Origin of the sequence: Stenotrophomonas africana (assembly GCF_013004645.1) — a bacterium.
Lineage (GTDB): Bacteria > Pseudomonadota > Gammaproteobacteria > Xanthomonadales > Xanthomonadaceae > Stenotrophomonas > Stenotrophomonas africana.
In genome coordinates this window covers 609,050-626,769 of sequence record NZ_JABEME010000001.1, presented here as the reverse complement: position 1 = coordinate 626,769, position 17,720 = coordinate 609,050, and the positions used below count along the sequence as shown (strand labels likewise).

Annotated in this window: 17 protein-coding genes; 6 read left to right on the top strand and 11 right to left on the bottom strand. The window is 67.0% G+C overall.

Translation table 11 applies throughout. The features are described 5' to 3' along the window. Positions 1 to 475: 475 nt before the first annotated feature. From HLA98_RS03110 to HLA98_RS03090, 5 genes are all read right to left on the bottom strand, one after another. Positions 476 to 1,732, bottom strand: a complete 1,257-nt coding sequence (locus tag HLA98_RS03110) for a cysteine desulfurase (RefSeq protein ID WP_057501299.1) — start codon at positions 1,730 to 1,732, stop codon at positions 476 to 478. Continuing rightward, positions 1,729 to 2,991, bottom strand: coding sequence for a Fe-S cluster assembly protein SufD (gene sufD, locus HLA98_RS03105; protein ID WP_057501300.1), 1,263 nt, complete (start codon positions 2,989 to 2,991; stop codon positions 1,729 to 1,731). Before sufD ends, HLA98_RS03110 begins: the two co-directional genes overlap by 4 nt. Further along, a complete protein-coding gene (sufC, locus tag HLA98_RS03100; RefSeq protein ID WP_005412528.1) occupies positions 2,991 to 3,755 on the bottom strand; it encodes a Fe-S cluster assembly ATPase SufC in 765 nt (254 codons plus the stop codon). Before sufC ends, sufD begins: the two co-directional genes overlap by 1 nt. Before the next feature lie 74 nt (positions 3,756 to 3,829). Beyond that, complete coding sequence (gene sufB, locus HLA98_RS03095; protein WP_010483551.1) at positions 3,830 to 5,305, bottom strand: Fe-S cluster assembly protein SufB; 1,476 nt, start codon at positions 5,303 to 5,305, stop codon at positions 3,830 to 3,832. A 16-nt stretch (positions 5,306 to 5,321) separates the two neighbouring features. After that, positions 5,322 to 5,777, bottom strand: coding sequence for an SUF system Fe-S cluster assembly regulator (locus tag HLA98_RS03090; RefSeq protein WP_057501855.1), 456 nt, complete (start codon positions 5,775 to 5,777; stop codon positions 5,322 to 5,324). A gap of 209 nt (positions 5,778 to 5,986) precedes the next feature. Here HLA98_RS03090 and HLA98_RS03085 point away from each other — a divergent pair, with 209 nt between their 5' ends. Next, positions 5,987 to 6,454, top strand: a complete 468-nt coding sequence (locus HLA98_RS03085) for an SET domain-containing protein (RefSeq protein WP_029550719.1) — start codon at positions 5,987 to 5,989, stop codon at positions 6,452 to 6,454. Between the two features lie 129 nt (positions 6,455 to 6,583). Next, the gene (locus HLA98_RS03080; RefSeq protein ID WP_005412532.1) at positions 6,584 to 7,126 is read left to right on the top strand and encodes a type 1 glutamine amidotransferase domain-containing protein; all 543 of its coding nucleotides are present in this window, start codon (positions 6,584 to 6,586) and stop codon (positions 7,124 to 7,126) included. A gap of 38 nt (positions 7,127 to 7,164) precedes the next feature. On the opposite strand, the gene HLA98_RS03075 is transcribed toward HLA98_RS03080, so the two are convergent. The 4 genes from HLA98_RS03075 to HLA98_RS03060 all read right to left on the bottom strand — a co-directional run bounded on the left by HLA98_RS03075 (position 7,165) and on the right by HLA98_RS03060 (position 9,408). Next, positions 7,165 to 7,761 (bottom strand): YceB family lipoprotein, encoded by a 597-nt coding sequence (locus HLA98_RS03075; RefSeq protein WP_057501856.1) that lies wholly within the window; start codon positions 7,759 to 7,761, stop codon positions 7,165 to 7,167. An 81-nt stretch (positions 7,762 to 7,842) separates the two neighbouring features. After that, a complete protein-coding gene (locus HLA98_RS03070) occupies positions 7,843 to 8,391 on the bottom strand; it encodes a hypothetical protein (RefSeq protein WP_057501857.1) in 549 nt (182 codons plus the stop codon). 55 nt (positions 8,392 to 8,446) lie between these two features. Next, on the bottom strand, positions 8,447 to 8,755 hold the full coding sequence (locus HLA98_RS03065; protein ID WP_049447529.1) for a DUF3861 family protein: 309 nt from the start codon (positions 8,753 to 8,755) through the stop codon (positions 8,447 to 8,449). A gap of 254 nt (positions 8,756 to 9,009) precedes the next feature. Next, on the bottom strand, positions 9,010 to 9,408 hold the full coding sequence (locus tag HLA98_RS03060; RefSeq protein ID WP_010483539.1) for an HU family DNA-binding protein: 399 nt from the start codon (positions 9,406 to 9,408) through the stop codon (positions 9,010 to 9,012). A gap of 372 nt (positions 9,409 to 9,780) precedes the next feature. Between HLA98_RS03060 and HLA98_RS03055 the strand changes: the two genes are divergently transcribed. Further along, on the top strand, positions 9,781 to 10,212 hold the full coding sequence (locus HLA98_RS03055; protein WP_057501858.1) for an OsmC family protein: 432 nt from the start codon (positions 9,781 to 9,783) through the stop codon (positions 10,210 to 10,212). A 99-nt stretch (positions 10,213 to 10,311) separates the two neighbouring features. Here HLA98_RS03055 and HLA98_RS03050 read toward each other — a convergent pair whose 3' ends face one another. Continuing rightward, positions 10,312 to 11,190, bottom strand: coding sequence for a PhzF family protein (locus tag HLA98_RS03050; RefSeq protein WP_057501859.1), 879 nt, complete (start codon positions 11,188 to 11,190; stop codon positions 10,312 to 10,314). 113 nt (positions 11,191 to 11,303) lie between these two features. Further along, complete coding sequence (locus tag HLA98_RS03045) at positions 11,304 to 12,179, bottom strand: PhzF family protein (protein ID WP_057501860.1); 876 nt, start codon at positions 12,177 to 12,179, stop codon at positions 11,304 to 11,306. Positions 12,180 to 12,254: 75 nt separating this feature from the next. Here HLA98_RS03045 and HLA98_RS03040 point away from each other — a divergent pair, with 75 nt between their 5' ends. From HLA98_RS03040 to murD, 3 genes are all read left to right on the top strand, one after another. Further along, positions 12,255 to 14,849 carry a bifunctional aspartate kinase/diaminopimelate decarboxylase gene (locus HLA98_RS03040; RefSeq protein ID WP_057501861.1) on the top strand — a complete coding sequence of 865 codons (2,595 nt, stop codon included), beginning with the start codon at positions 12,255 to 12,257 and terminating at the stop codon, positions 14,847 to 14,849. A 70-nt stretch (positions 14,850 to 14,919) separates the two neighbouring features. Further along, on the top strand, positions 14,920 to 16,272 hold the full coding sequence (murL, locus tag HLA98_RS03035; protein WP_129550563.1) for a UDP-N-acetyl-alpha-D-muramoyl-L-alanyl-L-glutamate epimerase: 1,353 nt from the start codon (positions 14,920 to 14,922) through the stop codon (positions 16,270 to 16,272). Then, positions 16,253 to 17,662 (top strand): UDP-N-acetylmuramoyl-L-alanine--D-glutamate ligase, encoded by a 1,410-nt coding sequence (gene murD, locus HLA98_RS03030; protein ID WP_057499796.1) that lies wholly within the window; start codon positions 16,253 to 16,255, stop codon positions 17,660 to 17,662. Before murL ends, murD begins: the two co-directional genes overlap by 20 nt. The last annotated feature ends 58 nt before the right edge of the window (positions 17,663 to 17,720 follow it).

Sequence of the window (17,720 nt, the reverse complement as noted above, 5' to 3'; positions counted from 1 at the left end):
AAGGAGGAGCTGAGTGCCAGGGTTTGTTGAAAGCTTCCCCATTTTGGCTTCCATTATTCTAGGCGCCATGTGGACAAACGCATTTTCGGCTCACAGGATGTTGCTGAAAATCGAGCGTGAACGGCCGGAAGTACTTGCTGCAGTCGGAATCATCAAGATTGATTGGTGGCTTAGGTGCTTGCGCGGTATTGCAGTGCTTGCCCTTACTTCCTAAGGGCAGATGATCCATCAGGGGGAACGGTGGGTGTTGAGGGGCGTCGTGATGATGTACGTCTTCTTGATTGCCTCCGGGTTATCCATGCTTGTTGGCATGTAGAAGACGGTGTCTCAAGGCCGTTGATGATGGATGGAATTGCCAGTTCCTGGCATCACTCAGCGTTTCCCGGTTACACCTCTGCTTTCTTGCGTCCAGCGCGCAAAAAAAACGCCGCAGTTTCCTGCGGCGTTCTTGTACTTCCCCGATTCTGACGAATCTTCAGCCCAACAGCTTCCGCACCTTCGTCAACGCAGTCATGAACCGCTCGATCTCGGCGTGCGTGTTGTAGAACGCCAGCGAGGCACGGCAGGTAGCGGCAACGCCAAAGTACTGCAGCAGCGGATGCGCACAGTGCTGGCCAGAGCGCACGGCCACGCCTTCCAGATCCAGAAGGGTGGCCAGATCGTGCGCGTGCGCGCCGTCGATCAGGAACGACACCACCGCTGCCTTTTCCGGTGCCTCGCCGATGATGCGCAGGCCATCCACCCGGCGCAGCTCTTCGGTGAAGTGCGCCAGCAGTTCGGCCTCGCGTGCTTCCACGTTCTCCTGGCCAAGCTGCTGCAGGTAGTCGGCGGCCACGCCCAGGCCGATGAAGCCGGCGATGTTCGGGGTGCCGGCTTCGAATTTGTGCGGGGCATCGTTGAACACGGTGCCCTCGAAGCTGACTTCCTTGATCATCTCGCCGCCACCGAGGAACGGCGGCATCGCGTCCAGGTGCTCGCGGCGCGCCCACAGCGCACCGGTACCGGTCGGGCCGCACATCTTGTGGCCGGTGATGGCGTAGAAATCGCAGCCGATCGCGGCGACGTCGACCTTGCGGTGCGGCGCGGCCTGCGAGCCATCGACCACGGTGATGATGCCGCGCTTGCGTGCTTCGCGGCAGATCTCGCGCACCGGGTTGATCGTACCCAGCACGTTCGAGACGTGGGTGACGGCCAGCAGCTTGACCTCCGGGGTCATCGCCGTGCGCAGCGCATCCAGGTCCAGTGCGCCATCGGGCGTGATCTCGGCCACGCGGATGGTGGCACCGGTCCGCTGCGCGACCAGCTGCCACGGCACGATGTTGGCGTGGTGCTCCATGCGCGTGATCAGGATCACGTCGCCGGCCTTCAGCCGCGGCAGCGCCCACGAGTAGGCCACCAGGTTGATGGCGAAGGTGGTGCCGCTGCACAGCACCAGGTCGCTGGGGCGCACGTTGAGGAAGCGTGCCAGCTTGTTGCGCGCGCCTTCGTAGGCATCGGTGGCTTCGCTGCCCAGTGCATGCACTGCGCGGCTGACGTTGGCGTTGTAGCGGCGGTAGAACTCGTCCACCGCGCCGATCACCTGCACCGGCTTCTGGCCGGTGTTGGCATTGTCGAAATAGACCAGCGGCTTGCCATGCACTTCACGCATCAGCAGCGGGAAGTCGAGGCGGACGCGGTCCCAGTCGGGGGCGCCTGTGCGTTCTTCGATCGGGCGCGGGGTGGACAGGTTCATGCCACACCCGCCTCGGTCAGGGCCTTGTCCAGGCGGCGTGCCAGCTGCTCGCGCAGGATATCCGGCAGGATTTTCAGGGGCTCATGGCAGAAAGCCGCACTCAGCAAGGCCTGCGCCTGTGCCTGCGGCAGGCCGCGCGAGCGCAGGTAGAACAGCGCGTTGGCATCGAGCTGGCCGACGGTCGCGCCGTGCGCAGCCTTCACTTCATCGGCGTCGATCACCAGCGTCGGCTGGGTGTCGATCTCGGCATCGGCCGACAGCAGCAGGTTCTTGTTGGACAGGTTCGCGTCGGTGCCGTCGGCGCCTTCGCGGATCTGGATGCCACCATGGAACACCACACGGCTGCGGTTGGCGGCGACGCCGCGCCACAGCAGTTCGCAGGCGGTATCGCGTGCGATGTGGTCGATGCCCAGGCGGGTTTCGACGTGGCGGCGGCCATTGCCGAGCAGCACGCCATTGGCGGTCAGCTGGGCATTATCGCCTTCCAGGCGCACGTTCAGTTCATGGCGGCTGAGCGCCGCGCCCAGTTCCAGGTCGACGCGGTGGTACTGCGCGTCGCGCGCCAGCACAGCGTCGGTGCGCAGGAAGCTGGTCTGGCGCGCGCTGCCGGCCTGCACGCGGGCGTGCTTGAGCACGGCATCACGGGCGACATGGGCATGCAGCACGGTGTTGTCCAGGTGGGCGGAGTCACCCACGCTGAAGCGATGCTCGACCACGCCCAGGCTGGCGCCGGCACGCAGTTCGATCAGGTGACGGTGGTGCCAGGCCAGGTCGGTATCGCCGGCGACGCTGGCAAACACCAGCTGCAGCGGCACGTCGACCTGTACGCCTTCATCCACGCGCAGCACCACGCCTTCATCGGCCAGCGCGGCATTCAGGCGGGCGAAGATCTCCTCGCTGCGCTCGTAGCGGCGGCCAAGGAAACGCACGGCGTCTTCGCCGGAGGCCAGTGCGGCCGACAGCGGCTGCAGCCGCACGCCGGCCGGCAGGGCCTGCACGTCGCTCAGCGCGGCGTCCAGGCGGCCATTGACGAACACCAGGCGCGGTGCCGGAATGTCCTCCAGCAGCGCGGCGTCCAGCGCCGGGCCCTGCAGCGGTGCCGCTGCGAACGCACGGCGTTCCAGCTGGCGCAGCGAGGTGTACTTCCAGGCTTCGTTGCGGGCGGCCGGCAGGCCGTCGCGCAGGGCCGCATCCAGCACTTCGCGGCGCGCATCGCTGCCGCAGAAGGCCTGGGCCATCGAGTCAAGCAGGGCGCTCATCAGACCGCCGCCTCGGGCACGACCCGGTCCTTCAGGAAATCATAGCCGTGCGCTTCCAGTTCCAGCGCCAGTTCCGGGCCACCGGTCTTGACGATGCGGCCATCGGCCAGCACGTGCACCACGTCCGGCTTGATGTAGTCCAGCAGGCGCTGGTAGTGGGTGATGACCAGGAACGAGCGGTCGGCGGCACGCAGTGCGTTGACGCCGTCGGCCACGCTCTTCAGCGCATCGATGTCCAGGCCCGAATCGGTCTCGTCCAGGATCGCCAGCTTCGGTTCCAGCACGGCCAGCTGGAAGATCTCGTTGCGCTTCTTCTCGCCGCCGGAGAAGCCTTCGTTGACGCCACGGTGCAGCAGCTCGTCCTTCAAGTGCAGCACGGCCAGCTTCTGGCGCACCAGCTTGAGGAACTGCATGGAATCGAGTTCTTCCTCACCGCGCGCCTTGCGCTGGGCGTTCAGTGCCGCGCGCAGGAAGTAGGTGTTGTTCACGCCCGGGATTTCCACCGGGTACTGGAAGGCCAGGAACAGGCCGGCAGCGGCGCGCGCTTCCGGGTCCTGCTCCAGCAGGTCGACCCCGTCGAACTGCACGCTGCCTTCGGTGACTTCATAGCCGTCGCGGCCTGCCAGGACATTGCCCAGGGTGGACTTGCCGGCGCCGTTCGGGCCCATGATGGCGTGCACCTGGCCGGGCTTAACATCCAGCGACAGGCCCTTGAGGATTTCCTTGTCGCCGATGCGGGCGTGGAGGTTTTCGATCTTCAGCATGGTGGGGGGTTCCGTTGGGCGGGCCGCGGCCCGCCGGTAAAGAGAATGCGTTTGCGAGGGGCGGGGGCGGGCGGTCAGCCCACCGAACCTTCCAGCGAGACTTCCAGCAGCTTCTTGGCTTCCACCGCGAACTCCATGGGCAGTTCGCGGAACACCTGCTTGCAGAAGCCGTCGACGATCATCGACACCGCGTCTTCCTGGCTGATGCCACGGGCGCGGCAGTAGAACAGCTGGTCGTCGGAGATCTTGGAGGTGGTGGCCTCGTGCTCGACGGTGGCGCCCGGGTTCTTCACCTCGATGTAGGGGAAGGTGTGCGCGCCGCACTGCTTGCCGATCAGCAGCGAATCGCACTGGGTGTAGTTGCGCGCGCCATCGGCGTTGCGGTCCACCCGCACCAGGCCGCGGTAGGTGTTCTGGCCGCGGCCGGCGCTGATGCCCTTGCTGACGATCTTGCTCTTGGTGCGCTTGCCGATGTGGATCATCTTGGTGCCGGTGTCGGCCTGCTGGCGGTGATGGGTCAGCGCCACGGAGTGGAACTCGCCCACCGAGTCGTCGCCCAGCAGCACGCAGGACGGGTACTTCCAGGTGATCGCCGAACCGGTCTCGACCTGGGTCCAGGTGACCTTGCTGCGCGCGCCACGGCATTCGGCACGCTTGGTGACGAAGTTGTAGATGCCGCCCACACCGTTCTCGTCGCCCGGGTACCAGTTCTGCACGGTGGAGTACTTGATCTCCGCGTCTTCCAGCGCGACCAGCTCGACCACGGCGGCGTGCAGCTGGTTCTCGTCGCGCATCGGCGCGGTGCAGCCTTCCAGGTAGGACACGTAGGCCTTGTCCTCGCACACGATCAGCGTGCGCTCGAACTGGCCGGTATGGCCGGCGTTGATGCGGAAGTAGGTGCTCAGCTCCATCGGGCAGCGCACGCCCTTGGGAATGAACACGAAGCTGCCATCGGAGAACACCGCCGAGTTGAGCGCGGCGAAGTAGTTGTCACCCACCGGCACCACGGTGCCCAGGTACTGGCGGACCAGTTCCGGATGTTCCTTGATGGCCTCGGACATCGAGCAGAAGATGATGCCCTTCTCGGCCAGTTCCTTGCGGAAGGTGGTACCGACGGACACCGAGTCGAACACCGCGTCCACCGCCACGCCGGCCAGCTTGGCGCGCTCGTGCAGCGGCACGCCCAGCTTGTCGTAGGTGTCCAGCAGCTCCTTGGGCACGTCATCCAGCGAGGCGTACTTCGGGCCCTTCGGCGCGGAGTAATAGCTGAGCGCCTGCAGGTCGATCGGGGCGATCTCCAGCTTGGCCCAGTCCGGCATCGGCATGGTCAGGAAGTGACGGTAGGCGTCCAGGCGCCACTGCGTCATCCACTCCGGCTCTTCCTTCTTGGCCGACAGGGCACGGATGGTGTCCTCGTCCAGGCCCGGCGGCAGGGAGTCCGATTCGATCTCGGTGATGAAGCCGGCCGAATACTTGCGACCGAGCTGCTCGTGGATCTCGCGGTTGGGGGTGTCGTCGTGGGCGACGTTTTCGATGGTTTCGGTGGCCATGGGGGCTGCCTGTGGATCAGGAGACGACGTCGACAGCGATGGTGCGGCGCTGTTCGTCATCGACAAGGGGAAGAGGGGGCAGGATCTGGGCGAGAGTGACATCGCGCAGGGCCTCGGAAACCACGTCGTTGATCAGCCGCCAGCTGCTGCGCGCGCCGCACTTGGGCGCCATGCCGCACTGGTGGTGGTCGTGGCTGCATTCGGTCAGGGCCAGCGGCCCTTCCATGGCTTCGACCACTTCGAACAGCGAGATCTCGATGGCCGGGCGGGTCAGGCGGTAGCCGCCACGGACGCCGCGCAGGCCTTCAACCAGGCCGGCCTGGGCCAGCGGCTTGAGCACCTTGCTGACGGTAGGCGGCTCCAGACTGGTGAATTCGGCCAGCTCGGTGGCGCTGAGCACCTCGCCCGGACGGGCGGCGAGCACGGTCAGCACGACGGTGGCGTAATCGGTGAGTTTGGTGACGCGCAACATGGGGATGCGAGTGGTTCTTAAAGCGGACTGAAATTGTACGCTTTTCTTCGCCGCCATCCAACCCGGGCATTCAGCCGGCGCTGGGGCCAGGCCGGGAGGACACACCGGGGCCGTTGCCAGGGCGCCATGCTGCGCCAACGGGGTGATTTTCGCAATCACCCGGAATGGGCGAGAATCAACGTTCCTTTCGCTGCAGACCTCCCTTGCCGATGCCCAAGAAGATCCAAGCCCGCAAGTCCGCCATCCACGGCAACGGTGTGTTTTCCGTGGCCCCGATCAAGCAGGGCGAGCGCGTGATCCAGTACAAGGGCCTGCTGCGCAGCCACGGCGACGTTGATGCCGATGACAGCGGCGACGTCGAAAGTGGCCACACCTTCCTGTTCACCCTCAACGACGATTGGGTGATCGATGCCAACTACAAGGGCAATGACGCGCGCTGGATCAACCACAGCTGCGACCCGAACTGCGAGGCGGTGATCGAGGAAGACGAAGACGGCGACAGCCGTGGCGACAAGGTGTTCATCGAGGCGCTGCGTGACATCAAGCCCGGTGAGGAACTGACCTACAACTACGGCATCACCCTGGCCGAACGCCACACCGCCAAGTTGAAGAAGATCTGGGAGTGCCGCTGCGGCTCGCCCAAGTGCACCGGCACCATGCTGCAGCCCAAGCGCTGACCGTTACCGGGGACTGCCGGCCCCTGGCCGGCACTACCCGGAGGCTCTCCACCTGCCGTGCACGGCAGGGTCACCGCCGTGCAAGGGCCGTTCTTCCATTCTGTCGGCTCCCCCAACCGGAGTGCATCCATGGCAGAGCGATTGAAGGGCAAGCAGATTGCCATCCTGGCCACCCACGGCTTCGAACAGTCAGAACTGACCGAGCCCAAGCGGCTGCTGGAAGCCGAGGGCGCGCGCGTCAGCGTGGTGTCGCCTGCAAAGGAGGCGACGATCAAGGGCTGGAAAGAGAAGAACTGGGGCGACGCCGTCGCGGTGGATATTCCGCTGGATGAAGCGGATCCGGCACGCTTCGATGCCGTGGTCCTGCCCGGAGGCGTCATCAATCCGGACACACTGCGCACCGATGATGCCGTACTGGCCTTCATCCGCGCGGTGGATGAAGCCGGCAAGCCTGTGGCGGCCATCTGCCACGGCCCGTGGTTGCTGATCAACAGCGGCCTTGCTGAGGGGCGCGACGTGACGTCCTGGCCGTCCCTGCAGCAGGATCTGGTCAACGCAGGTGCGAAATGGCGCGATACCGCCGTTGTGATCGATGACAACCTGATCACCAGCCGCAAGCCGGACGACATCCCCGCCTTCAGTGAGGCGGTGGTCAAGGCACTTGCCGCCTGATGCGCTACCGGTAGTGCCAGCCAGCAGCCGGCACTACCTCATTTGCCCAGTACGCCGGCCGGCACCAGGTTGCCCAGGTTCTGGTTGAACGTGACTACCAGCTTGCCGTTCTTCACCTGCGCCGACTGCACCTGCAGCGCACCGAGCAGGCCGGCCATGGCCGGGTCCAGCTTGTAGATCGGTTCGCGCTGGGCGTAGTCGCTCAGCCAGGCATTGAGCAGTCCGCGGGTGCGCGAATCGAGGCGCCCCCCCTGGTTGGCCGGGGTGAAATCATCCACGCTGGGCTGCTGCAGGTGGAAGCCCTGGGTCTGTGCGTCGTAGCGCAGGCCACTGCTGAGCTTCACCGTACCCAGTTTGGCCGGGCTGCCGCCGGCGGTGGCCAGTGCCACGTCCATGCCCAGGTTCAAGCGCTCGCCGGCCGGAAGGCTCAGCTGCGGGTGGCTCATGGTCAGGGCGATCAGGCCGCCGAGCGCGTCCTGGGTGCGCGGGAAGCTGCCATCAAGGTACTGCTGCACGTCGCTGGCCCCCACCGACAGTTCGCGGCCGGAGATGGACGGGGCGGCCTGCGCGCCGATCGCAGCAGCGATCAGCACGGTGGAGGCGGCGAGGCGGGTCATCAGGGAACGCAGGCGCATGGCGGTGACCGGTGGGTATGAATGGACGAATCAAAGAGTAGCCGTGCCGGCTGAATCGTGCGTGCATGCCGCTGCAACGGTTCAGTCCAGCGTTGGCCGCAGTTGCGCCGACTGGATCTGCCAGGCACGGCCGTCACTGCTGGGCTGCACGCGGTACCAGCCGCCGAAGCGGAAGGTGCCTTCAGTGGTCACCGCGCGGATCTGCACCGGAACTTCCAGCAACTGCGGCGGCTGATGACCGTCGCGCGCGACCGGTAGTTCGCTGGTCAGGCGCAGGCTGCGCACATCCGTGAGCTGGCGCAATGCGGCATCGTCTGCGCGCCGTGCATCGCTGGGTGGGAAGGTCCATGCGGCGTCGATGGCCTTGCGATCGCGATTGAGCAGGGCCATGACATACGCATTGAGCATTCCCGCCGGCAGCTCGGCCTCGGCCGCAACGGCGGCAAACAAGGGATCGACATCGGCGGCCTGCACGGCCGATGCATCGCCTTCTGCGTCGGTCTGTGGCGTCGTGCGGGAAGCCGCCTCGGTCGTGGCCGACGGTGCGGCATCTGCTGGATGGGGTTGCGATGGCGGCCGGGAACAGCCCAGCAGCACCAGCGGCGCAATCAACAACAGGACCCTGTGCATGCCTGCCTCCTCCCCGAGGCGAACGGAAGGAGGCAGTGTATCGGCTGCGCCGTGATCAGCGGGAGGAGGGCAGCTGTTCCAGTGCATCCAGCGCCGGCAGCACCTGCGCGGCGATGGCAGCCAGGGCGTGGCCTTCGGTTTCGGCGTGGCGTTGCACGATGTCGCGCAGCAGCTGGGTGGCGATCACCAGTGTCGCGCGCTCGTCGCCGCTGATGCCAGCGGTGCGCGGGGCAGCTTCCAGCAGGCGCATCAGGTCGCGGCTGGCGCGATGTTCCAGTTCGATGGTGCAGCGCCCGGTGCACTGCAAACCGTCCTTTTCGATGGGGGTCACCGAGATCCGGTAGCGGGTGGAGGGGCTGGACATGAGAGGGGGCTCGCCGTAGCTGTGGAGGATGTGCCCACCATAGGCAACGCCACGGCCGGCGGCGACGGCCGGCGCTGCACGCAGTGTTCCACCCGGTACGTTCCGGGGCCGGCACGTACCACGCCCAGCCAATGGCGACGGGCCTGTACGGGCATTCCCGGTGATGCGGCAACGCTGTGTTGCGGGCCGTGGTTGGGACAAAAAAAACGGGACGGCCAGAGCCGTCCCGTCGGAATCCGCGTTGGGGCGCGCGCTTACAGCGCGGCGTCCTTCAGCTTCTTCAGCGGACGCACCTTCAGCTTGGTGGTGGCCGGCTTGGCAGCGAACCACTGCTCTTCCTTGGTGAACGGGTTGATGCCCTTGCGCTTCGGCTTGGCCGGCACATTGACGGTGGTGATCTTCAGCAGGCCCGGCAGGGTGAACGAGCCAGCGCCCTTCTTGTGCACCGAGGAGGCGACGGCGCTTTCCAGCGAGGCCAGCACAGCGCGGACGTCCTTGGCGATGACGCCGGAGGCTTCAGCGATGTGTGCAACCAGGCCGGACTTGGTCAGCACTTCCTTGATCGGCTTCGGAGCGGCCGGCTTGGCGGCTGCCTTCGTCGCGACTTTCTTCACTGCCTTCTTCGGGGCAGCCTTCTTAGCGGTCTTTGCCATGGTTTCCTGTTCCGTGAACGGTTGGTTGTTTGGTCGGCGCCGAACCCCGTCGGCAAGCGCAATGTAGGGCAACTCTCGGGCGCCGCCAATAGCCCGAAGCGCGGAAAGTGCATGTTTTTTCATATCCAGGCCGATTCAGTACATGGCCCGCAGTGGGGGAAGGGGCGGTGGCAGCGCGCGCGATGGGTGGCGCCCGCCCATTGGCGGAGTGCGCGAAACCACTGAAAACAAGAGAAAAATGCGTTTCCGGTTGGCGAGGAAGTGTCCACGCGCCGGGTTCGGAAGACGACCTCCAGCGTGCGGCGGAGCGACGCAGGGCTAACGCCTCCCGTGCGAGGGTGACCGTTCATCACCGTCACGCAGGAGCAGCACATGGGAATCTCGCGACACGCCGCCGCGCACTGGGAAGGCGATCTGAAGTCGGGCAAGGGCCAGTTGAGCACGCCGCAGAGTGGCCTGCTGGACAAGACCCGCTACGGCTTCAACAGCCGTTTCGGCGACGAAAAAGGTACCAATCCGGAAGAGCTGATCGCTGCCGCGCACGCCGGCTGTTTCACCATGGCGCTGTCGGCCAAGCTCGGCGAAGCCGGCTTTACCCCGACCTCGCTGGATACCGAAGCCAAGGTCGATCTGTCTCTGGAAGGCGGCCCGCAGCTGTCGCAGATCCGGCTGAAGGTGAAGGCGGTGGTGCCGGGCATCGACGCGACGCAGTTCCGCGCGATTGCCGATGACGCCAAGCAGAACTGCCCGGTGTCCAAGGCGCTGAGCGCGGTGCCGATCAGCCTGGAAGCCGAGCTGGGCTGAGTCGGCGCATCTGTAGAGCCGAGCCCAGGCTCGGCTCCCCCGGCTGCCATGGTCTGGGCGGAGAGCAGCCGAGACTGAGGCCGGCTCTACAGCATTCCTTTACCAATCGATGGTGCCGGCAATCACCGTCTGCACCTGGCCACCCGACCAGACCTCACCGTCCTCGTCGACCAGCAGCGTCAGGCGCGCGTCGTGGCCGACTTCGCGGCCCTGGCTGACTTCAAACGGTGCACGGCCACGCGGCAGCGCGCCGCGCAGGTCCAGCCACGCGGCCAGCACCGCATTGGCGGCACCCGAGGCGGCGTCCTCGAAGCGGCGTCCATTGCCGACGAAGGCACGTACGGCCAGGTCGAAACCCTCGCTGCCATCGCTGAAGGCATAGGCGAACACGCCCATGCTGTCGGTGGATTCAGCCAGTGCGGCTACCGCATCCCAGTCCGGCTGCAGCGCGCGCAATGCCGCCTCGTCGGCCACCTGCACCACCCACCAGCTGCGCCCGCCCTGCATGCGCGCCGGTGGCAGCGTGCCTGGCGGCCAGCCCTTCAGTGCGGACTGCAGGCGTGGATCGGTCGCGTCGGCAGTTTCGGCCAGCTGCGCGCGCGGGGTACGGATGGCGATGCGCTGCCGCGCACCCTCACCGCTGACGCGCAGCGGCAGGGCGCCGGCAATGCCGTCCTGCACCAGCACGCCATCGATCGGCGTGGCCAGGCCCGCCTGCAGCACTGCATGCGCGGTGCCGACGCTGGGGTGGCCGGCGAACGGAACCTCCTTCTGCGGGCTGAACATGCGCAGCCGGTAACTGGCACCGGCGACCTGCGGCGGGAACACGAAGGTGGTCTCGGGCAGGCGTGTCCAGCGTGCGATGGCCTGCATGCTGGCATCGTCCAGGCCCTCGGCATCGAGTACCACGGCCAGCGGATTGCCAGCGCCGGCGCGCGGGGAGAACACATCCAGCTGCAGGAAACGGCGGGTGGTCATCGGGAAGAAACTCCAGGATCAGATGGCGCGCAGCTTAACGCGCCGTTGTAGCACCGAGCCCATGCTCGGCTGTGTTGGGGGGTGAGAAGAAGCAGCCGAGCGTGGGCTCGGCTCTACAGCCAACGGATGTGGCCGTCGATGACCGGCTGCACCTGTCCGCCGATCCATACCGTGCCCTGCGCATCAACCTCGACCTGTACGCGGCCATCACGGCCGACTTCGCGGCCCTGGCTGGCCACATAGCGGCCCTCGCGACCGGGTAGGGCGTCGCGCTGGCGCAGCCAGGCGCCGATCAGGGCATTGGCGCTGCCAGTGACAGGATCTTCCGGCACGCTGGCCGCATCGGCGGGGCAGAACGCACGTACCACGCGGGAGTGGCCGGTGCCGGCTTCGGCGGCGAACACCGCCACGCCGGTGGCATCGGTGGCCAGGCTCCAGTCGGCCAGCGCGGCCATGTCCGGTGCCAGCCCACGTACGGCGGCGGCATCGCGTAGCGGCAACAGCCACCAGCGTGCACCGTTGTCCCACAGTTCGGGTACGTGCCCGCTGGCAGCCAGCGCCAGCAGCTCCTTCGGCGCGGCGTCCGCGCTGGTGTCCAGTTGCCGCGCCGGCGGGCTGGCCAGCTGGATCTGCAGTGCCTCGGCCGGACCGCTCACCCGTACCGGCAGCAGCCCCGCCGCGCATTGCTGCAGCAGGGCGCCGTCGCGCGGTTGCGCCAGGCCGCAGGTCACCGCCGCCCAGGCGGCGCCGACGCTGGGGTGGCCGGCAAACGCCAGTTCGCGGGTCGGGGTGAAAATACGGATGTGGTAGTCGGCGCCCGGCGTGCTGGGGCGCAGGAAGAACACCGTCTCGGACAGGTTCAGCCAAGCGGCAAGGGCCTGCATCTGGCTACTTGAGAGCCCGTCGGCGTCCAGGATGACGCCCAGTGGGTTGCCGGTGCCGGGGCGGGGGGCGAAGACATCGAGCTGCAGGTAACGGAGGACGGCCATCTACGGTGATATTGCGCTTAGAATCAAAGGTTCCGCCCCCGAGGGCGGCTTCCCCACATTCTACATAGCCAATCCATGTCAGCTTCCCCCCTTGTCGATCGTTGGATCGTACTGAAGTTCGGCGGCACCTCGGTGTCGCGTCGTCATCGCTGGGACACGATCGGGAAGCTGGCGAAAAAACGTGCGGAAGAGACTGGCTCGCGCGTGCTGGTGGTGGTGTCGGCGCTGTCCGGGGTCACCAACGAACTGACCGCGATTGCCGACGGCGCACCGGACAGCCGTGATCGCGTGGCGGCGCTGGTCGAACGCCACGAGGGCTTCCTGGTTGAACTGGGCCTGGGCCGCGAGGTGCTGGCCGAACGCCTGGCGGCGCTGCAGGGCCTGCTGGACGATGCGCGCGCCGCGACCCGTCCGCTGGACTGGCAGGCTGAAGTGCTGGGTCAGGGCGAGCTGCTGTCCTCCACCCTGGGCGCAGCCTACCTGCACGCCTCGGGCCTGGACATGGGCTGGATGGATGCCCGCCAGTGGCTGGATGCGATGCCGCCGCAGCCGAACCAGAGCGACTGGTCGCAGCGCCTGTCGGTGAACTGCCAGTGGCGTGCCGATGCCGAGTGGATGCAGCGCTTCCGCGCGCAGCCGACCCGCCTGCTGATCACCCAGGGCTTCATTTCGCGGCATGCCGATGGCGGCACCGCCATCCTCGGCCGCGGTGGCTCGGATACCTCGGCGGCGTACTTTGGTGCGCTGCTCGGCGCCAGCCGCGTGGAGATCTGGACCGATGTGCCGGGTATGTTCAGCGCCAACCCGAAGGACGTGCCGGATGCGCGCCTGCTGACCCGCCTGGATTATTACGAGGCGCAGGAAATCGCCACCACCGGTGCCAAGGTGCTGCACCCGCGCTCGATCAAGCCGTGCCGCGATGCCGGCGTGCCGATGGCCATCCTCGATACCGAGCGCCCGGAACTGCCGGGTACCAGCATCGATGGCAGCGCCGCGCCGGTGCCGGGCGTGAAGGCGATCAGCCGCCGCAACGGCATCGTGCTGGTGTCGATGGAAGGCATCGGCATGTGGCAGCAGGTCGGCTTCCTGGCCGATGTGTTCAACCTGTTCAAGAAGCACGGCCTGTCGGTGGACCTGATCGGTTCGGCCGAAACCAACGTCACCGTGTCGCTGGACCCGTCCGAGAACCTGGTCAACACCGATGTGCTGGCCGCGCTGTCGGCCGACCTGTCGCAGATCTGCAAGGTGAAGGTGATCGTGCCGTGTGCGGCGATCACCCTGGTTGGCCGTGGCATGCGCTCGCTGCTGCACAAGCTGTCGGACGTGTGGGCCACCTTCGGCCGCGAGCGCGTGCACATGATCTCGCAGTCGTCCAACGACCTGAACCTGACCTTCGTCATCGACGAGGCCGATGCCGATGGCCTGCTGCCGATCCTGCATGCTGAGCTGATCGACAGCGGTGCGATGCCGGTGGAAGAGACCGAAGTGTTCGGCCCGCGCTGGCGCGAGATTGCCGGCACCGTGCGCCCGCGTGGCACGCCGTGGTGGCGGGGCCAGCGTGCGCACCTGCTGCAGCTGGCCGATGCGGGTACGCCGCGCTACGTCTACCACCTGCCGACGGTGCGTGCCCGCGCCCGTGCCCTGGCCGCGATCAAGCCGATCGACCAGCGCTACTACGCGATCAAGGCCAACAGCCACCCGGCCATCCTGCAGCTGTTGGAAGCCGAGGGCTTTGGCCTGGAGTGCGTGTCGCACGGCGAGCTGAAGCACGTGTTCCAGCACCTGCCGGAACTGTCGCCCAAGCGCGTGCTGTTCACCCCCAGCTTCTGCCCGCGCAGCGAGTATGAGGCGGCATTCGCGCTGGGCGTGACCGTGACGGTCGACAACGTCGAAGCACTGCAGCGCTGGCCGGACCTGTTCCGCAACCGCGAGCTGTGGCTGCGGGTCGACCTGGGCCGGGGCGAAGGCCACCATGCCAAGGTCCGTACCGGCGGCAAGGACTCCAAGTTCGGCCTGCCGATCGCCCGCGTCGACGAGTTCGTGCGCGCGGCCACCGATCTGGGCAGCCGCGTGGTCGGCCTGCATGCGCACCTCGGCAGCGGCGTTGAGACCGCGCAGCACTGGCGCCTGATGTGCGATGAGCTGGCCGGTTTCGCCCGCCGCATCGGCAGCGTAGAGACGATCGACATTGGCGGTGGCCTGCCGATTCCGTATTCCGCCGAGGACGAGCCGTTCGACCTGGACGCCTGGGCCGAGGGCCTGGCCGAGGTCAAGGCGCTGCATCCGGCGTTCCGTCTGGCGATCGAGCCGGGTCGCTACCTGGTGGCCGAGTCGGGCGTGCTGCTGACCCATGTCACCCAGGTGGTGGAAAAGGACGGCGTGCGCCGCGTCGGCCTGGATGCCGGCATGAATGCGCTGATGCGCCCGGCCCTGTACGACGCCTGGCACGATATCGAGAACCTCAGCCGCCAGGGCGGCTATGCCGAGGCGGCGTTCGATGTGGTCGGCCCGATCTGCGAATCCAGCGATGTGTTCGGCAAGCGCCGCAAGCTGCCGGTGTCGACCGCGCCGGACGACGTGATGCTGATCGCCGATGCCGGTGCCTACGGCTATGTGATGGCCAACACCTACAACCAGCGGATGCTGCCGCGCGAAGACGTGATCGAATGATCGCCGCCCTGCACCCGCCCACCGACACGCCCCGCGCCCTCGCGCGGGCCCGTGCCTGACCGGATACACCATGACTGCTTTCGACAAACACCAGGTTTCCCGCTTCCGCTTCGTCCGCTGCGAGTTCGCCGCGGAGACCGGCGTGGCCAAGCTGGTCTATGCCTTTGATGACGGCCCGGAGATGGTGGAGACCATCACCGTGCCGGGCGCCCCGTTCGTGCTGGACGAGGCGCGTACCGCCGCCGTGCAGCGCGCGCTGCAGCTGCTGCACCTGATCGCCGGTGTCAGCTACTACAAGGCGGGCGTGCCGGAGACGGTCAGCATCGACAGCTACGCCATCGATGCCGATACCGCAGCGCTGGTTGAGACGGTCTACCTCAACGGCCTGGGCGAATTTGCCTACCGCAACGGCCTGAACCTGCGCGGGCGCTTCCGCCTGCCGGTGCAGGGCGAAGCGGTGCAGGCCCCGGTGCTTGGCCTGCAGCCGCACGCGCTGGTGGCGATCGGCGGTGGCAAGGATTCGCTGGTCAGCATCGAAGCGCTGCGCCGTGCAGGCGTGGACGAGACGGTGACCTGGATCGGTGGTTCGCAGCTGATCCGCGCCTGTGCCGAGCGTACCGGCCTGCCGACGCTGAACCTGGGCCGCGCGCTGGCGCCGGAACTGTTCGAGCTCAACCGCCAGGGCGCCTGGAACGGCCATATCCCGGTCACCGCGGTGAACTCGGCGATCATGGTGCTGGCCGCGCTGCTGCAGGGCGTGGACCAGGTGGTATTCTCCAATGAGCGTTCGGCCAGCTACGGCAGCCAGATTCCGGGCACCGGCGAGGTGAACCACCAGTGGTCCAAGGGCTGGGCGTTCGAGCAGGCGTTCGGCAGCCATGTGCAGAAGCACGTCGCTGCGGATCTGCAGTACTACTCGCTGCTGCGCCCGATGTCCGAGCTGGCGGTGGCCCGCCAGTTCGCCAAGACCGATTTCTACGACGCGCACTTCTCCAGCTGCAACCGCAACTTCCACATCCTCGGCGAGCGCCCGGTGAACCGCTGGTGCGGCGTCTGCCCGAAGTGCCATTTCGTGTTCCTTGCGCTGGCCCCGTTCATGCCCAAGACGCGCCTGGTGCGCATCTTCGGCCGCAACCTGCTGGACGATGCCGAGCAGGCCGGTGGCTTCGACGCGCTGCTGGAATTCCAGGACCACAAGCCGTTCGAGTGCGTGGGCGAAGGCCGCGAATCGCGCGCAGCGATGGCGACCCTGGCGCAGCGTCCGGAGTGGAAGGAAGACGTGCTGGTGAAGCGCTTCTGCAATGAGATCCAGCCGCAGCTGGATGCCGTCGAACTGGAACTGGCACCGCTGCTGCAGCTGCAGGGCGAGCACCGCGTTCCGGCTGCGCTGTGGGAACGGGTGCGTGAAGATTTCGCAGCTTGAAGGAAAGCGCGTTGCGCTGTGGGGCTGGGGCCGTGAGGGCCGCGCCGCGTTTGCGGTGCTGCGTGAGCGCCTGCCATCGCAGCCGCTGAGCCTGTTCTGCCCGGCGGCCGAAGTCGAGGCTGCACGCGTGGAAACAACGGGCAACTTGGACGTGCGTGGCGAGCCTTCCGCTGAAGCGCTGGCTGCGTTCGACGTGGTGATCAAATCGCCCGGCATCAGTCCCTACCAGCCGATCGCGCTGGCGGCGGCGGGGCAGGGCGCCACCTTCATCGGTGGCACTGCGCTGTGGTTTGCCGAGCATGCGGGTGCCGATGGCATCGTGCACGACACCGTGTGCGTGACCGGCACCAAGGGCAAGAGCACCACCACCGCGCTGGTGGCGCACCTGCTGCGTGCCGCCGGCCACCGTACCGGTCTGGTCGGCAACATCGGCCTGCCGCTGCTGGAAGTGCTGGACCCGCAACCCGCGCCCGAGTACTGGGCGGTGGAACTGTCCAGCTACCAGACCGGCGAAGTGGCGCGCAGTGGCGCCCATCCGCAGGTGGCGGTGGTCCTGAACCTGTTCCCCGAGCACCTGGACTGGCACGGCAGCGAGCAGCGTTACATCGACGACAAGCTGCGGCTGGTGACTGAAGCCGCACCGCGCATCGCCGTGCTCAATGCCGCCGATCCGCACCTGGCCGCGCTGTCGCTGCCCGACAGCGAAGTGGTCTGGTTCAACCAGCCGCAGGGCTGGCACATGCGTGGTGACATCGTGCATCGCGGCGAACAGGCGGTGTTCGATACCCGCAACACGCCGCTGCCGGGCCGCCACAACCGCGGCAACCTGTGTGCGGTGCTGGCCGCGCTGGAAGCACTGGGGCTGGACGCGGTGGCGCTGGCACCGGCGGTGCAGGATTTCCGGCCCCTGCCGAACCGCCTGCAACGCATCGGCGCGGCCGATGGCCTGACCTACGTCAACGATTCGATCAGCACCACACCGCATGCCAGCCTGGCCGCGCTGGAGTGCTTCGCCGGGCAGCGCATCGCCTTGCTGGTGGGCGGGCACGACCGTGGCCTGGACTGGACCGATTTCATGCAGCACATGGCGCACGACGTGCCGCCGGTGGAGATCGTGACGATGGGCAGCAACGGCCCGCGCATCCACGCCATGCTGCAGCCGCTGGCCGATGCCGGTCGCTTCGGTCTGCACGCGGCGGCGGATCTGCCCGAGGCGATGGCGCTGGCACGTGCCGCGCTGGGTGTGCAGGGTGGGGTGGTGCTGCTGTCGCCGGGCGCGCCGAGTTTTGGTGCGTACCGAGATTACGTGGCGCGTGGCCGTCATTTCGCCGAACTGGCCGGGTTCGACCCGGACAGCATCAGCGCGATTCCGGGGTTGGGTATCGGTTGAAGGTAGTGCCGGCCGCTGGCCGGCAACTTCCGGAGAAGTTCATCCACGCGTGGCGTGG

Excerpts from the sequence above, each read along its gene's own strand:
- HLA98_RS03110 (WP_057501299.1), bottom strand. The coding sequence starts at position 1,732 with ATGAACCTGTCCACCCCGCGCCCGATCGAAGAACGCACAGGCGCCCCC.
- sufD (WP_057501300.1), bottom strand. The coding sequence starts at position 2,991 with ATGAGCGCCCTGCTTGACTCGATGGCCCAGGCCTTCTGCGGCAGCGAT.
- sufC (WP_005412528.1), bottom strand. The coding sequence starts at position 3,755 with ATGCTGAAGATCGAAAACCTCCACGCCCGCATCGGCGACAAGGAAATC.
- sufB (WP_010483551.1), bottom strand. The coding sequence starts at position 5,305 with ATGGCCACCGAAACCATCGAAAACGTCGCCCACGACGACACCCCCAAC.
- HLA98_RS03090 (WP_057501855.1), bottom strand. The coding sequence starts at position 5,777 with ATGTTGCGCGTCACCAAACTCACCGATTACGCCACCGTCGTGCTGACC.
- HLA98_RS03085 (WP_029550719.1), top strand. The coding sequence starts at position 5,987 with ATGCCCAAGAAGATCCAAGCCCGCAAGTCCGCCATCCACGGCAACGGT.
- HLA98_RS03080 (WP_005412532.1), top strand. The coding sequence starts at position 6,584 with ATGGCAGAGCGATTGAAGGGCAAGCAGATTGCCATCCTGGCCACCCAC.
- HLA98_RS03075 (WP_057501856.1), bottom strand. The coding sequence starts at position 7,761 with ATGCGCCTGCGTTCCCTGATGACCCGCCTCGCCGCCTCCACCGTGCTG.
- HLA98_RS03070 (WP_057501857.1), bottom strand. The coding sequence starts at position 8,391 with ATGCACAGGGTCCTGTTGTTGATTGCGCCGCTGGTGCTGCTGGGCTGT.
- HLA98_RS03065 (WP_049447529.1), bottom strand. The coding sequence starts at position 8,755 with ATGTCCAGCCCCTCCACCCGCTACCGGATCTCGGTGACCCCCATCGAA.
- HLA98_RS03060 (WP_010483539.1), bottom strand. The coding sequence starts at position 9,408 with ATGGCAAAGACCGCTAAGAAGGCTGCCCCGAAGAAGGCAGTGAAGAAA.
- HLA98_RS03055 (WP_057501858.1), top strand. The coding sequence starts at position 9,781 with ATGGGAATCTCGCGACACGCCGCCGCGCACTGGGAAGGCGATCTGAAG.
- HLA98_RS03050 (WP_057501859.1), bottom strand. The coding sequence starts at position 11,190 with ATGACCACCCGCCGTTTCCTGCAGCTGGATGTGTTCTCCCCGCGCGCC.
- HLA98_RS03045 (WP_057501860.1), bottom strand. The coding sequence starts at position 12,179 with ATGGCCGTCCTCCGTTACCTGCAGCTCGATGTCTTCGCCCCCCGCCCC.
- HLA98_RS03040 (WP_057501861.1), top strand. The coding sequence starts at position 12,255 with ATGTCAGCTTCCCCCCTTGTCGATCGTTGGATCGTACTGAAGTTCGGC.
- murL (WP_129550563.1), top strand. The coding sequence starts at position 14,920 with ATGACTGCTTTCGACAAACACCAGGTTTCCCGCTTCCGCTTCGTCCGC.